At 64.8% G+C, this 15,732-nt stretch carries 10 protein-coding genes; 6 read left to right on the top strand and 4 right to left on the bottom strand.

From position 1 onward, the window contains the following. Nucleotides 1-72: 72 nt before the first annotated feature. Together AC1DOQ_RS14905 and AC1DOQ_RS14900 are read left to right on the top strand one after the other, a co-directional pair. The gene (locus AC1DOQ_RS14905) at nt 73-792 is read left to right on the top strand and encodes a lipid-binding SYLF domain-containing protein (protein WP_477365460.1); all 720 of its coding nucleotides are present in this window, start codon (nt 73-75) and stop codon (nt 790-792) included. A gap of 28 nt (nt 793-820) precedes the next feature. Beyond that, the gene (locus AC1DOQ_RS14900; protein WP_442121561.1) at nt 821-1,657 is read left to right on the top strand and encodes a universal stress protein; all 837 of its coding nucleotides are present in this window, start codon (nt 821-823) and stop codon (nt 1,655-1,657) included. Between the two features lie 18 nt (nt 1,658-1,675). Here AC1DOQ_RS14900 and AC1DOQ_RS14895 read toward each other — a convergent pair whose 3' ends face one another. Then, nucleotides 1,676-3,805 carry an EAL domain-containing protein gene (locus AC1DOQ_RS14895; protein WP_477365457.1) on the bottom strand — a complete coding sequence of 710 codons (2,130 nt, stop codon included), beginning with the start codon at nt 3,803-3,805 and terminating at the stop codon, nt 1,676-1,678. 173 nt (nt 3,806-3,978) lie between these two features. Here AC1DOQ_RS14895 and AC1DOQ_RS14890 point away from each other — a divergent pair, with 173 nt between their 5' ends. Then, the gene (locus AC1DOQ_RS14890) at nt 3,979-4,812 is read left to right on the top strand and encodes a universal stress protein (RefSeq protein WP_477365455.1); all 834 of its coding nucleotides are present in this window, start codon (nt 3,979-3,981) and stop codon (nt 4,810-4,812) included. Nucleotides 4,813-4,814: 2 nt separating this feature from the next. Continuing rightward, nucleotides 4,815-7,400: a magnesium-translocating P-type ATPase gene (gene mgtA, locus AC1DOQ_RS14885; RefSeq protein WP_477365452.1), complete on the top strand. Its 2,586-nt coding sequence runs from the start codon at nt 4,815-4,817 to the stop codon at nt 7,398-7,400. Nucleotides 7,401-7,403: 3 nt separating this feature from the next. Here the strand turns inward: mgtA and AC1DOQ_RS14880 are convergent, their stop codons facing one another. Both AC1DOQ_RS14880 and AC1DOQ_RS14875 read right to left on the bottom strand, forming a co-directional pair. After that, nucleotides 7,404-8,738 carry a nicotinate phosphoribosyltransferase gene (locus tag AC1DOQ_RS14880; protein ID WP_477365449.1) on the bottom strand — a complete coding sequence of 445 codons (1,335 nt, stop codon included), beginning with the start codon at nt 8,736-8,738 and terminating at the stop codon, nt 7,404-7,406. Between the two features lie 26 nt (nt 8,739-8,764). Next, complete coding sequence (locus tag AC1DOQ_RS14875) at nt 8,765-10,030, bottom strand: family 1 glycosylhydrolase (protein WP_477365446.1); 1,266 nt, start codon at nt 10,028-10,030, stop codon at nt 8,765-8,767. 219 nt (nt 10,031-10,249) lie between these two features. On the opposite strand from AC1DOQ_RS14875, the gene ppsA reads away from it, so the two are divergent. Both ppsA and AC1DOQ_RS14865 read left to right on the top strand, forming a co-directional pair. Further along, a complete protein-coding gene (ppsA, locus tag AC1DOQ_RS14870; protein WP_477365443.1) occupies nt 10,250-12,673 on the top strand; it encodes a phosphoenolpyruvate synthase in 2,424 nt (807 codons plus the stop codon). A 9-nt stretch (nt 12,674-12,682) separates the two neighbouring features. Further along, nucleotides 12,683-13,813: a 6-phosphofructokinase gene (locus AC1DOQ_RS14865; RefSeq protein WP_477365440.1), complete on the top strand. Its 1,131-nt coding sequence runs from the start codon at nt 12,683-12,685 to the stop codon at nt 13,811-13,813. 1,710 nt (nt 13,814-15,523) lie between these two features. On the opposite strand, the gene AC1DOQ_RS14860 is transcribed toward AC1DOQ_RS14865, so the two are convergent. Continuing rightward, the coding region (locus tag AC1DOQ_RS14860) for an IS3 family transposase (RefSeq protein WP_477362054.1) at nt 15,524-15,732 on the bottom strand (209 nt) is incomplete at its 5' end.

The raw sequence follows: 15,732 nt of genomic DNA, 5'->3' as shown, positions 1-15,732 counted from the left end.
TCGTCATACCAGACAGTCATTTCGAAGGACTAGCATTGACCAGTCACAATCATTTGACGGAAGGAGTGCATCATGGATTTCATCAGTGAAAGCGCGCTGCAGTTTGCTGTCGCCGTGCTGCTGGCCGGCCCCGGCCTGGTGCACGCACAGGACGAGCGCCCCGCGAACGCCGACACGACCGCGTCGGCCGACCGGCCGCTGGCCGCCGCCGAGCGTAACGTGACGCGGGCGGTGAACGTCGTCCGTCAGCTGGAGCTGGATACCCGCATGCATCCGCTGCTGGGGGCCGCCAAGGGTATCTTCATCGTGCCCGCCTATAAGCGTGCGGCGGTCGGCATCGGCGCCGAAGGCGGTACCGGTCTGCTGCTGGTGAAACGCGATGACGGGAGCTGGTCGCAGCCTGTCTTCTACAACACCGGCAGCCTGAGCCTCGGCCTCCAGGCCGGCGTGCAAGGCGGCGCACTTGCCTTCGTGCTGAACAACCAGAACGCCGTCGATGCCTTCCTGAAGAAGACCAGCGTCTCCCTGAGCGCCACTGCCGGCTTGACGATCATGAACTGGAACAGGATGGTCGAAGGTTCCGCGCGCGCGGGCGACGTCGTCGCTTGGGCCGACAGCAAGGGCCTGTTCGGCGATGCCGCCACCGTCGAGCTGAACGGCGTCCGCTACAGCCAGAATCTCAACAATGCCTATTACCGGCGCACCTTGTCCGCGAGCGAGATAATCGGCGGCAAGACCAGCAATCCGCAGTCCAGCCTGCTTGTCGATGCCCTGGCGTCCAGCGCGCGCTGACGGCTGCATCATCTCCCGGGAGTCCAAGATGGATATCAAGACCATACTCGTCCATGTCGACGAATCACAGGAGGCGGCCGAACGTATTGCCTTCGCTGCCCAGCTCGCGAATCTGCATGGCGCGCACCTGATCGGGATGGCGCAGACCGGCATCCTGCGCTTCATGCGGGAGGCCGCACTTCCGGGGGTGGAACTGGGCGATCTCACGCCCCTGTTCGGCGAGATGCGCGAATCCGCCGAGCGATGTGCCAGCCAGTTCGATACGGTCGCACGCCGGATGTCGGTCGCCTCGTTCGAGCACCGCATCGACGACGAGGATCCCGCCATGGCCCTTGCACTCCAGGCCCTGTACGCCGACCTGGTCGTCGTCGGACACGCTGCCGCCTCCTCTTCCGGCCACGGGGCAGGTGCCGGCATTCCCGAATACGTCGCCATGAACTCCCCTGCCCCCGTACTCGTTCTGCCGAACGGCCGCCCGTATACGCCCGGCTTCACACGTGTGGTGCTTGCCTGGAATGGCAGTCCCGAGGCCGCACGCGCGGTACGCCAGGCGCTGCCGCTGCTCGCCGGCGCCGCGGAAGTGGAGGTGGTGCTCTTCGACGAGGAGAGTTCGAGCGCGCGTTCGCCGGCAGGCGATGTCGACCTGGCCCGCTTCCTGTCCCGTCATGGCGTCCACGCCGACGTGCGCCGCCACCATGCGAAGGGCGAAGTCGGCAATGCCTTGCTGGTACTGGTCGAGGACCGCAGGGCCGAGCTGCTGGTCATGGGCTGCTACGGCCACTCGCGCTACCGCGAGATCCTGCTCGGGGGCGTCAGCCGTACCGTGCTGCGCCGCCTGCCGCTGCCGGTGATCCTCGCGCATTGAAAAGGTTCGGGCAGCGGTTCATGCCTCCGCGGCCGCACGATGCGCCTGCTCGAACTCCTCGATCGGCACCGGCCGGCCGAGCAGATAGCCCTGCAGGGCGTAACAGCCGCGTGCGGCCAGGAATTTGCGCTGCGCCTCGTGCTCGACGCCTTCGGCGACGATGTCGAGCTTGAGCGTTCGCGCCAGTGCGATGATGGCCTTGATGATGGGAACCGCATTCGGATCGATATGCACGTCGTGCACGAAAGAGCGGTCGATCTTCAGGCCGGCCAAGGGAAACCGCTTCAGGTAAGCCAAAGAGGAATAGCCGGTACCGAAGTCGTCGAGCGAGAAATGAATACCCTGCATGCGCAGGCGCTGCATGCTTTCGGTCATCGTCATCATGTCTTCGGCAAACACGCTTTCGGTCAGCTCCAGGCAGAGCCTTCCGGCTGGCGCGCCGGTGTCGGCGAGAATGGCGGCGACGCTGTCGGGAAAGCCGGGATCCCGTAACTGGTGCACGCTGACATTCACACCGAGCTTGAGCTCGCGCAGCGACCTGTCGCGGCGCCAGCGCCCGAGTACGCGGCAGCTTTGCTCGAGCACATGGTGTCCCAAGGGCAGGATCAGGCCCGACGACTCGGCCAGGCCGATGAATTCGTCGGGTCCGAGCAGCTCGCCGTCCGGCCGGCGCCAGCGTACCAGCACCTCGCCCCCTATCAGCCGGCCGCGGCGACTGAATTGCGGCTGGCAGTACAGCACGAACTGGCGCAACCCGCCGTCGCCGTGTATCGCTTTCTCGAGCGCGGCCTGCAGGTCGGCGGCCGCCTGCATGCGGGTATCGAAGAAACGCAGACCATGGCGGCCATGGACTTTTGCCTCGTTCATCGCAAGCGCAGCCTGCTTCAGAACCGTGTCGATATCGGTCGCCGCGGCGTCGAACACCGTCACGCCGATGCTCGCCGTGCTCCGGACGTCGCTGCCGGCCCAGACATAGGGCTTTTCCAATACTTCGAGGAACTTCCTGGCCGCCTGGCTCGCTTCGCCCACGGCCTGCCTGGCGGTTCGCCCCAACTCCTCCATCACGATCACGAATTCGTCCGCGCCCGCACGCGCGACTTGCGCGCCCGGAGGCAGGATGTCGCGCAGCCGGTCTGCCACCTGCCTCAACAGGCTGTCGCCGGCTTCGATTCCCAGACTGTCGTTGATCAGCCGGAAGTTATCCAGATCGAGGGAAAATATGGCGCCCACCTGGCCCGAGCGGCTCGAACGTGCAAGGATCTTCCGCATTTCCCCGATCAGGTAGCTACGGTTGGGCAGGCTGGTCAGCTGGTCGAAGTTACTCAGCTCATGGATACGGCGCTCGGCTTCCTTGCGTTCGGTCAGGTCGGTATTGGTGCCTGCGATACGGAGCGGCCTGCCCACCAGATCGCGCAGGACGAAGCCCCGCGACAGCACCGGCACATAATGGCCGTCCCGGTGGCGCAGGCGGAACTCGACGCCATAGACTTCGCGCCGGTCGGCAAACAGGGTGCCAATGAATTCTCGTAACCTGGCTTCGTCCTCGGGGTGCACGAGCCGCAGCCAGAGTTCTGGATCGGCCGGCAATGCCCCGGGCGCGTAGCCCAGCATCTCCCACCAGCGATCGGAGTAATAGATGTCGCCCGCCGCCAGGTCCCAGTCCCAGGATGCGTCGGTCGAGCCCCGTAGTACCAGCCGGAGCCGCTCTTCGGACTTTTCCAGCTGCTGCTTGGCGCGCTTCAGCGGCGTGCAATCGGTGAAGCACACGACCACTTGCTGCAGCTGCTGCTCCTCATCGAATTCCGGATAGGCATTACAGATCAGCCAGCGTACGGGTTCGGGCAGGTTGGCGGGCACTCCGACGATCAGGTTCCGGACCTTCGCGCGGGTCCGCAAGACCACGTTCACCGGATACGCCGATTGTGGCATGGCCTGCTTGTCCACGCCCACGAAGCTCCAGGTCGCGGCGTCCGCCTGGCTGCCGACGAGTTCCGTTTCCCCGCGGTCGAGGAGTTCGCGCGCCAGGCGATTGACCGAGAGAATGCGACCGTCGGAAGCGTGCACGACCACGCCGGCGGGCAGATGATCGAGCAGGCGATCGAGCCTGCGCTGGATGTCCGCGGCGGCGCTGGAATTCTTGGGAAACATGATATATGCGTCGGCTGTTTGGCGCTTCCCGCCATATTAGCAAGGGACTATCTCAAGCACATTAGAGGATTTGACTTGGGTCAAACTTTGACCATGACAGATGCGGATACTGCAAACCAACGGCGGCCTCCGTCCATCCCGCCCCCGTTGCAACCGCCATGGAGCGTACCGCCATGCTCAAGACCATCCTCGTTCATGTCGACGAATCGGTGCATGCGCCGGCACGCATACGCTATGCCGCCGCCCTCGCCCACGCTATCGGCGCCCACCTGGTCGGTGCGGCAATGTTCGGCGTGTCGCGCAGCGTTTTCCCGCACGGATATGACTCCAGGCCAGGCACGCTCAGCGCCAGCTATTTCAAGCCACTGGCCGATAATGCCGCACGTGCGCTGGCGGCGTTCGAACAGATCGCCGGCGAGATGGGGGTCCGCCACGAAAAGCGTTTTGTGTGCGACCAGGCGGACGACGGCCTTGCACGCATGGCGCGCTTTGCCGATCTGGTCGTCGTCAGCCAGGACGATCCGTCGGAATCGATGCCGGACATGGCGGAACGGCTGCCGGAATACCTCATCCTGAGCTGCGCGCGGCCCGTGATCGTCGTGCCGCGCAGCGACCCGCCGCCCTGGCATAGCCAGAAGGTGCTGGTGGCCTGGGACGGCGGCAAGGAGGCGTCGTTCGCGCTGAGCGCGTCCCTGCCATTGCTGCGCCACTCGACCGGTGTGGTGCTGGTGTCGATTGCCGGCCGCGATCCGTCCGAAGAGGCGTTCCGGATGGAGCAATCGGACCTGAAGCATTTCCTGGCGCGGCACCATGTGACGCCGCACATGCTGGTACGCGACGCCTGGCACGATACCGGCCACGACCTGCTGACGCTGGCCAGGGAAGCCGGCTGCGGCCTGCTTGTCATGGGCTGCTATGGCCACGGCAGGTTCCGGGAGCTGTGCATGGGCGGCGCCAGCCGGACCGTCCTGGCCGATGCCGATATCCCGGTACTGTACGCACATTGAGAATGCCGCCGCCGAGGGCGCCGCTCGCCCGTGAAGAACTGGCTGCCGTCGCCAGGCTGGACGCCGGCGCCGCCCTGCGCTTTCTGCGCAGCGGCGCTGAGGGACTATCCGCCACCGAAGCCCGCGCCCGGCTGGCCCGCCATGGACCGAACAGCGTCATGGAGAAGCGGCGGCGCCATCCGGCGCGCGCCCTCCTTGGCCAGCTCGTCCGGCCGCTGCCCCTGCTGCTGCTGGGTCTTGCCGGGCTTGACCTCGCTACCGGCCAGGGTATCAGCGCCGCGGTCATCGCCGTCATCGTCCTGCTGTCCTCGCTGCTCGGTTTCGTCCAGGAGTACCGTTCCGACCGTGCCGTGGAACGCCTGCGCGCCCTGGTACGGACCACCGTCCTCGTCCTCAGGCCGGGCGCCCCGGCGGCCGAACATCCGCTCGAAGAGCTGGTGCCGGGCGACATCGTGCAACTGGCGGCCGGCGATCCGGTACCGGCCGAAGTGCGCTTCATCGAGACGGTCGACCTGTTCGTCGACCAGTCCTCGCTGACCGGCGAATCGCTGCCGGTGGAGAAATGCGACGGTCCCGTCCCGGTCGACGGAACCGGCGCCAGGTTCGCCAACATCGGCTTCATGGGAACCCATGTCACCAGCGGGAGTGCGCGCGCACTCGTCATCGCCACCGGTACCGCCACCAGTTTCGGCCAGGTCGCGGCGGCGCTGGCGAGCGCACGAGAACGCACCAGCTTCGACCGCGGGATCGACCGGGTGGTCGCGCTGCTGCTGCGGATCATGCTGGTCATGGCGCCTCTCGTTCTTGTCCTGAACTGGGCGAGCAAGGGGAACTGGCAGGAAGCCCTGCTGTTCGCGACCGCGGTCGCCGTCGGACTGGCGCCCGAAATGCTGCCGATGATCGTCACCGTCAACCTGGCGCGCGGGGCGCTGCAGCTGGCGAAGCGGGAAGTGATCGTCAAGCGCCTCGGCGCCGTCCAGTCCCTCGGCGCGATCGATGTCCTTTGCACCGACAAGACCGGCACGCTCACCCAGGACCGCGTGGTGCTCGAAAGGCATGTCGACATCGACGGCAAGGAATCGGACGTCGTGGTCGACTACGCCTATCTGAACAGCTTTTACCAGACCGGGCTGAAAAACCTGCTGGACAAGGCCGTCCTGCAATATGCCGATGTCCATGCCCGCCTGAACGCCGATCGGGACTGGCGCAAGATCGGCGAAGTTCCCTTCGATTTCAGGCGGCGACGCATGTCCGTGGTGCTGGTCCGGCCGGATGGCCAGCGCATCCTGATCTGCAAGGGGGCTGTCGAAGAAATCATGGACGTCTGCACCAGTGCCGGGCGCGGTGGCGAAAGGATGCCCTTCGGCGCCGGCCATGCGGACCAGCTGGGCGCCGTGGTACAGGGGCTGAATGCGGACGGACTGCGGGTCATCGCGATCGCCTACCGGGTGCTGGGCGCGGGCGACGAACGCCTGACCGACCCGGCACTGGAGCGCGACCTGGTCCTGCTTGGCTATATTGCATTCTTCGATCCGCCGAAGGATTCCGCGGCCGAGGCGATCCAGGCGCTGGCGCGCAGCGGCGTCGCAATCAAGGTATTGAGTGGAGACAATCTCGCGGTCTGCAGCCATGTGTGCGGAATGGTCGGCATCGGCCACGATATTGTCATGGACGGTGATCAGATCGACCGCCTGGACGACACCGAACTGGGACCGCGGGCGATGCAGGCCAGTGTGTTCGCCAAACTCAGTCCGGAGCAGAAAACCCGCGTGATCCACAGCCTGCAGTGGGCAGGCCGGGTCGTCGGCTTTCTTGGCGATGGCGTCAACGACGGCCCCGCCCTGAAAGCGGCGGACGTCGGTATCTCGGTGGATACCGGCGCCGACATCGCCAAGGAATCCGCCGATCTGATCCTGATGCAGAAAAGCCTGGTCGCGGTGGCCGAAGGCGTCACCGTCGGGCGCGCGGTGTTCGGCAACATCGTCAAATATGTCCGCATGAGCGCCAGTTCGAACTTCGGGAACATGTTCAGCGTCCTTGGCGCCAGCGTACTGCTGCCCTTCCTGCCGATGGCCCCGGTCCAGGTCCTGCTGAACAACCTGCTGTACGACTGTTCGCAGACCGCATTGACGACCGACCGCGTCGACCCCGACTACCTTGCCCGGCCCCGGCGCTGGGAGGTCGACAGCCTGCGCCGCTATATGCTGTGCTTCGGGCCGATCAGCTCGCTGTTCGACTACGCCACCTTCGCCCTGCTCTGGTTCGGCCTGGGCGCGGCGCAGGATCCGGCACGCTTCCAGACCGGCTGGTTCCTGGAATCGCTGCTGTCGCAGACCCTGATCGTCTACGTGATCCGCACCAGCGGACTGCCGACGTTCGCCAACCGTCCATCGGCGCCATTGATGGTTTCCAGCCTGCTGGTATGCGGCGCCGGACTGTGGCTGCCATGGTCGCCCCTGGCGCACACCCTCGGATTCGCACCGCCGCCCCCGGCCTACTGGTGGGGCCTCGCAGGGATCCTGGCCGCCTATGCCGTCGCCACGCAAACGGTCAAGGCATGGCTGATCCGGCGTTTCGGCATCGGCTGAGGCTTACCCGGACTGAAAATCCACCACGGTGGTCAGCTGGGCCAGGCCGCGAGAAATCCGTACCGGCGGCGGCGCGGCTTGCGCGAGCGCCGTCAAGCCGGCGGGCAGGCTGGCCAGCTGGCTGCGCAGTTCCTGCCGCATGTGGGCCAGTGTGCAATCCGGACAACAACGCCGCCCCTCCAGCATCACCGGCTGCAGCAAGGGGCGCCCGCGCACGTATTCGGTCTCGAGTCCTACCGTGTCTTCCACGACGATACCGGCATCGTCCAGGCGGCGGAATACCTGCTTGCGTCCCGGGTAGGTCTCCTTGCCGGGCGAGCGCTTGCGGCGCCCTTGTCCATCGTATTCCGCCAGCTTGTAGGCGCAGTCCAGGAAAGGCGCATCGGCCGAGGTGGCCATGCGGGTTCCGACGCCGAAACTGTCGATCGGCGCCCCCTGTTCCACGAGCGCGGCGATGCGGTATTCGTCGAGGTCCCCGCTGACGGCAATCCTGACGTCGCCGCAGCCGGCCTCGTCGAGCATCCGGCGCGCGAGCCGGGCCTGTTCGGCGAGGTCGCCGCTGTCGATACGAACGGCCGCGACGTGGCCGGTGCCGCCATCGTGCAGGCGCCGAACCAGCGCAATCGCGTGCTCGAGTGCGCGCGGCACGTCGTAGGTGTCGACCAGCAAGGTGCTGCCGTCCCTGCAACCGTGAACGAAAGCGGCGAACGCCTGCTCTTCGGAGCCGTGCGCCTGCACGTAGGCATGCGCCATCGTGCCGGCGACGGGAATGCCGTAACGCTGCCCGGCCAGAACCGTCGCCGTCGCATCGAAGCCTGCCAGGAAGCTGCAGCGGGCGGCAAGCATGGCCGCCTCGGCACCGTGGGCCCGCCGCATGCCGAAGTCCACCAGTTCCCGTCCCTGGGCCGCCAGCACACAGCGTACGGCCTTGGAGGCGACCAGGATCGAGAACTGGAGCAGGTTGATGACCCTGCTCTCGATCAGTTGGGCCTGGGCGATCGGCGCGGTCACGCGCAGCACCGGCTCTCCGGCAAAAAACACCGTTCCCTCGGGCATGGCGTCGACCTTGCCCGTAAACCGGAGAGCCCCCAGGTAACGAAGAAAGCTCTCGGAAAACCTGCCCGTGCTGCGCAGCCAGCCAAGCTCTTCCTGGCCAAAGGCGAGTGCTTCGAGATAGGCGAGCACCTCTTCGAGCCCGGCGGCGACGAGGAAGTTGCGGCCGGCCGGCAGCTTGCGGACGATGAAATCGAACACGGCGATGCCATCCATTCCCTCCGCCCGATAAGCCTGCATCATGTGCAGTTCGTACAGGTCGGTCAGTAGTGCGGAAACGCTCATGTCGCTCTCCTGCCCCGGGCTCTTGGTCATGACGAACAGTGGTGCCCCGGCGTATGGTCAAACCAGACACCGCCGGACAAGACTTCGTTCCAGTCGCGGACGATCCGCCCATATTCGACGCCGGCGCGGCGGATGCGGCGCTGCATGTCGAACAAGCCGTTTTCGGTGACGTGGCCGCGCTGCTCGCGCAGGTCGATGTCCCAATCCATTTGGTCGGTCAGGCTGTACCAGGTGAAGCCGATGATTGGATAGCCTTCCTGGCGCAGCCGCAGCACGTTGGCCCACTGGCGCTCGAGCCAGAAGACGGCATTGAGGCACTGGACCTGGTTGGTCTCGGTAAGCATGATCGGCAACCTGTAACGATCGTGGTATTGCCTCGTCAGGCCGTAATAGCCCAGCACATTCGATCCGCTGGTCCGCCCGTCGGGGAATACGATCGACTCGCTGCTTTCATAATAATCCGTTCCCATGATGCAGGAGGGCCAGATCGCGCGCCGCAAAAAATACTCGAGCTTCGAGGGTGTCATGCCATGCTCGAACAGGTAGTCGACCATGCAGGCCGAAGGCATCCGCGCATAGTTGAGATCGAGCGACAGGAAGCGGTGCGCGTTGAGGCAATCGGCGCGCTCCGCCGCATCGGGATCGTAGGGATGGTAATAGCGCGTCGCTTCGCTCTGGATGAACCACGGCGAGCAATGCCGGCTGATCGCCTCGCTCGCGCGGATGTTCGCTTCCACCACGTTCGACAACGCGGTCACGAAGGCCGTGCCGCTGGCGAGCCCTTCGTTCCAGATGCCGTGCAATGCGGAATATTCGGCCGTGACGAGCATCTCGTTCACAGGGGTGTACATCCACACCCAGGGATAACGGCGGGCGAAGGCTTCCGCATACTCGGCGAAGTAGTAAGGGAAGTCGGGGTTCTGGAAATTACCAAGCCAGTCGGGAACGCCGAAGTGGCACAGGTCGGCGATCGGCGCGATATCGAGCCTGGAAAGTTCGGCGAAAGTGTCATCGGCAAATGACCAGTCGTACCGGCCCGGACCGATATGGGTTCGATAGTAGGGCGGGCCGTAGCGCAGGCAGCGCAGCCCGAGTTCGTGCACGAGGCGAAAGTCTTCGCGCCACCGCCTGTCGTGGCCGGACGCCGTCATCTGGTCGATACGGCACGGCCCGCCATCCGGGCCCCGGATGACGGGTGAACTGTTCTCGATACCTGTGCAGAACGAGAACGAGCGCAACAGGGTACTCGGCGATGGCGGGCGGCATGCCCGGCCGGTCAGCGATCGATTCATGTCGAACCCATGTCCAGAACCCTGCGGTCCAGCATTTCCGTTTCCGGGCCAATATCCAGCCTAGGCGGGGTGAACTAGCTTTTGTTTGACCTCAGTCAAATTGCACTCCGATGTCGCGTCTTGACATCGTCATGCGCACGTGAGAGTACGATAAAAGTTCGACGGCCACCCACCTCTGCTACGATTTCCCCGATCGCCCCCCGCACGAGAGGAAAAGCCATGGAAGCCCCTAGCGATTTCATCCGATGGTTTTCGACACTGGGTATGGAGGATGTCGGGCTGGTCGGCGGCAAGAACGCCTCGCTCGGCGAGATGTACTGCGAACTCGGAAGCCAGGGTTTGCGCGTGCCCAACGGCTTTGCCGTCACCGCCGCCGCGTACAAGGCCACGCTCGACCGCGCCGGCGCTTGGGAAGGACTGCATGCGGCGCTCGACGGCCTCGACCCGGCCGACATGCAGGACCTCGCGCGCCGGGCGGCGCAGGCCCGCGCCATCGTCTACCGCGCGCCCCTGCCGCCCGAGCTCGAGAGCGGCATCCTGCAGGCATGGGAGCGCTTGCGCGGCGAATATGGCGACGCGCTGACGGTGGCCGTGCGCAGCTCCGCCACCGCGGAAGACCTGCCCAACGCCAGTTTTGCCGGCCAGCACGAAAGCTATCTGAACATCGATGGTGCCGGGCTGCTCGACAGCGTGCGGCGCTGCTTCGCCAGCCTGTTCATGGACCGGGCGATCGTCTACCGCATCGAAAACGGCTTCGATCACTTCAAGGTCTGGCTGTCGGTCGGCGTCATGAAGATGGTCCGTTCGGACCTGGCCTGCTCCGGCGTCATGTTCACGCTCGACACCGAAACCGGTTTCCGCGACGTCGTCTTCGTGACCGGCGCCTACGGGCTGGGCGAAAACGTGGTGCAGGGCAGCGTCGATCCGGACGAGTTCTACGTGTTCAAGCCCCTGCGGCGCGAGGGCCGGCGCACGGTCCTGCGGCGCAGCCTCGGCGGCAAGGAGATCAGGATGGTATATGCCCCGGCCGGCGCCGCGGAGCCGACCCGTAACGTGCCGACCGGGCCGGACGAACGAACCCGCTTCTGCCTGGACGACGAGGCCGTTCTCGAACTGGCGGACGCCGCCATGCGGATCGAGGATCACTACTCCGCCCGCGCCGGCCACCCGGTACCGATGGATATCGAGTGGGCGCGCGACGGCATCGACGGCAAGCTCTACATGGTGCAGGCGCGTCCGGAGACCGTCGCCTCGCGCGCATCCGGAACCCAGCTCGACGAGTACCGGCTCGAAGGCAAGGGACAAGTGCTGGCAAGCGGACGCGCGGTGGGCGGAAAGGTCGCATCCGGCAAGGCAAGGGTGGTCGCCGACGCCCACCACCTCGACCAGTTCCAGCCTGGCGAGATCCTGGTGGCGGAGACCACCATGCCAGACTGGGGCACCGTCATGAAGACGGCGGCCGGCGTGGTGACCAACCGTGGCGGCCGCACCTGCCACGCCGCGATCGTGGCTCGCGAGATCGGCGTGCCGGCGCTGGTGGGCTGCGGCGACGCGACGGCGGCAATCCGCACCGGCGACGAAGTGACCATCTCCTGCGCGGAAGGCGATACCGGCCACGTCTATGCCGGCCGCCTACCGTTCCGCCGCATCAGCACCGATCTTGCCGCCCTCCCGATGCCGCGCACGCGGATCATGGTCAATATCGGCAATCCGGACACCGCCTTCCGCACGCGTTTCCTGCCGAACGACGGCGTCGGCCTGGCACGGATGGAGTTCATCGTCGCCGACCACATCCGCATCCACCCGATGGCGCTCGTGCATCCGGAAAAGGTGGCCGATCCGGACGTTCGTGCCGCGATCGCCAGGCTGACCCATGAGTACGCGTCGCCGGCGGAATTCTTCGTGCGCGAGCTGTCCGAAGGCGTCGGCACGATCGCCGCCGCGTTCTGGCCGAAACCGGTCATCGTGCGCATGTCGGACTTCAAGACCAATGAATATGCCAGCCTGATGGGCGGCGCCTACTTCGAGCCGTCGGAAGTCAATCCGATGCTGGGCTTTCGCGGCGCCGCACGCTACTCGCATCCGGCTTACGCGGAGGGCTTCGCCCTCGAATGCCGGGCCATGAAGCGCGTGCGCGAGGCCATGGGCCTGTCCAACCTGCGCCTGATGATTCCGTTCTGCCGGCGCGTGAAGGAAGCCGAAGACGTGTTGCGTACGATGGCCCAGCACGGCCTCGTACGCGGCGAGGATGGACTCGAAATCTTCGTCATGTGCGAGATCCCGAACAACGTCATCCAGATTGACGCCTTCGCGCGGCTGTTCGACGGCTTCTCGATCGGATCGAACGACCTGACCCAGCTGGTGCTGGGCGTGGACCGCGATTCCGACATCGTCGCCTTCGATTTCGACGAACACGATCCGGGCGTGCTGGAAATGCTGCGCCAGGCCATCGCGGGTGCCAAGCGCAACGGGCGCCATGTCGGCATTTGCGGCCAGGCGCCGTCGGATTATCCGGAAGTGGCGCGTTACCTGGTCGAGCAGGGCATCGATTCGATCAGCCTGAACCCCGACTCGGTGGTGGCCACGGTGCGCAACCTGGTCGAGGTCGAGCGCAGTCTCGGGCTCCCGCCGCGCGGTCAATAGGAGGCCGGCATGGAGACGACGCCCATCAAACGCATCGCCATCATGACTGGCGGCGGCGATGCGCCGGGGCTGAATGCGGTGATCCGCGCCGTCGTCCTCGCCGCCGGCCGCTTGGGATGGGAGTGCCATGGCATCCGGGACGGCTTCAACGGCCTGCTCGCGCCCGCGCAATGCCTTGGCGAGCCGGTGGTTGCCTTGTCGGCGCAGGTTGTGCACGGGATCGGCCATCTCGGCGGCACCATGCTCGGCAGCACCAATCGCGGCAATCCGCTGCGCTACCCGGTTCGCCGCGACGACGGCAGCCTGGCGGAGGAAGACCGCAGCGAGGAGCTGGTCGGGCTGTGCCGGCAGCATGGCTTCGACGCCCTCGTGGTGGTCGGCGGCGACGGCTCGATGACGATCGCCGAATGCCTGCACCGCAAGGGCCTGCGGGTGATCGGCGTGCCCAAGACCATCGACAACGACCTCGACCGGACGCTGCAGACCTTCGGCTTCGACTCTGCGGTCGGCTTCGCGACCGAATGCATCGACCGTCTGCACACGACGGCCGACAGCCAGCACCGTGTGCTGGTGGTGGAAGTGATGGGCCGTTACGCCGGCTGGATCGCACTGCATGCAGGCATCGCCGGCGGGGCGCACGCGATCCTGCTGCCCGAGATCCCGTTCGAGACGAGCGCCGTCGCCGCCGCCATCCACGGCCGCGACGCGCTCGGCTGGCGCCATTCGATCGTGGTCGTGGCCGAAGGCGCGCTACCGCTCGGCGGACAGCGCGAAGTACTGGAAGCCGCCGGCGCCGGCCGGGCCGAGCGGCTGGGCGGCATCGGCGCCTGGGTCGAAGCCAGGCTGGCGGAGCAGACCGGCAAGGAATGCCGCAGCGTGGTGCTGGGCCACCTGCTCCGTGGCGGCAGTCCGTCGGCGTTCGACCGTGTCGCGGCTGCGCGCTTCGGCGCCGCGGCGGTGCGCACGCTGGCCAACGGCCAGTCGGGCGTCATGGTCACGCTGGAGGGACAGGACATCGGATTGGCCGCGCTGGCCGAGGTGGCCGGCCGTAGCAGGCGCGTGCCCGTCGGCGGCGACACCGTACGCACCGCGCGCGAGCTCGGCATCTGCCTTGGCGAGCGCATGGTGCCCGGAGCTTGATCGTCCAGCAGAAGACGCGGCCGTGCCGGCTGGCCCGCTGCTCAACGTGTAGAGCGGTCCGTCAGGGCCAATACCTCAGCCTCAGGAAGTTCACTTCCGTGCATTGATACCGGGCGATCAGCATAAAAAATGCTGTCACATAATCTGGGCGTCTTGAAAAGCGAAGGAGAAAGCGCGATGACGCCCCTATTCGGATTACGATGCGCCGCAATCGCCTGTGCGGCGCTAACAGTCACGGCAGCGGGGCGAGCGAGCGTCGGACCGGGCCAATGCGTCTGTGTGGGCGCAGAAGGGCTCTGGACGCACGGCGGCCAAGGCTTCCAGGCAATCAGGCCATTTTACGGGCCTGAAGGATTCGGCAAGGACGAACCGGGGACCGTGCCGGAAGTAGTCTCCGGGACGGGAGGGCGTTCGGCAACAACCGCGGCAGCATGCATGTCCAGATCGTCAAATGGGCGGACCTCAGGTGGGCTCCCGGGCATATAAGCCCTCACGTGCAAGTCTGCAGGCCCCGATAGTCAAGGCGCCGGAACTTGTCTTCGGAACGATTATCCGGCCGGCGGCCCAACATCTAGCCTCCTTCTGTATTGAAGGAGAATCCCACCATTGTCATTACTTGGATTGCTAGGGGAATTTGGAGGCGAGGACGGGAGTCGAACCCGTCTAGACTGCTTTGCAGGGCGTTTTGGCTTTTACGAATCAATGAGATAGGCGAGAACCACAGTTTGCACCACATGAGTTCGCTTAAGCTAGCGTCCAAGCAGGGACTAACCGACTCTGCGGTCTGAATCGCCTCTGCGGTAGCAACAAGCCCCAGTAATCCGCCATCCTTGCCGAAACGACAACAAAGTGTAGCGACTCATGGCTGGCAACACTCGACATCATCGGACGGCCCAGCTAGCTTTCTTATCGACAATGCCAACCTAGTAACTTTGCGCAGAAGCCACAAAGACAAAGTCTTACAGAGCAAAGCTAAGATTTTACTTTAAGAGTATTTATGGCTCTGCTAGCATCGTTCGCTCGTCTGGAGGAAGACATGGCTGAGCAGATCCGTACTGATGCACGAACTGACTTTGCCACTGCAGATTATGTGGACCGGGTGCTGAGGCTTAGTGCCCCGGCACGGCGTTTCTCCGGCCATGCTTTTCATGGAAGGTGCAGGAGTACCGCGGGCCGTCGTTCTGAGGGTGTTATGTTCGCCTGAATATTTCAGAAAAGAAAACGAGGCACCGAAGTCGCAACAGGCTGAGCGCCTCATTGCCGAAAGACATGTTATCCAGACCAGTAACCACGACGAAGCATGATAACGCTTTGCGCCTATCCGTAGAACATTCCCGACGCTTACCGCAGCACTCACATGAGATATTAAACGGTGTCGTTAGCGCGTCGAGTCTGTCGAAGCCTGTCGTCGGATCGGGGCGCAGGTGCCTTGCGAGCGCAGCCCTGGTGTGCCGCTCTTAGCTGCCTTATTACATACATCGTCTGGTCAAGAAAGCCCTGTGTTTCCGCGCACACAAAACCAGCAAAATCAGCAAATTCCGACCACGATTCATCTGAATTCTCGATAAATTCCGCAAAACTGCTTCACTTTCGAAACTGCCGCATAGTCGTGCGCGTCCTGCGCAGCTTGCTGTGATAAGTTCATTATCAATACGGTGACGAACCGGAGTCTGAATCGCCCCGGTTTTCGTGGAGGCCGGTTTATGTGAGTCAGGCCGGGATGGCTTGACAGCTCAACTGCGCGTAATAGTTTGCCTCAGCTTCCGCCGGCGGTATATAGCCAAGTGGTTCCAGCAGGCGGTGATGATTGAACCAGGCCACCCATTCCAAGGTCGCCAGCTCGACGGCCTCGCGTGTCTTGCAGGGAGCGCGGCGATGGATCAGCTCAGCCTTGTACAAACCGTTGATGGTCTCGGCCA

The sequence above is a fragment of the Massilia sp. 01N417 genome (assembly GCF_056399645.1).
The sequence above is the reverse complement of the archived record's forward strand: the minus strand, read 5'-3'. Positions and strand labels throughout refer to the sequence as shown.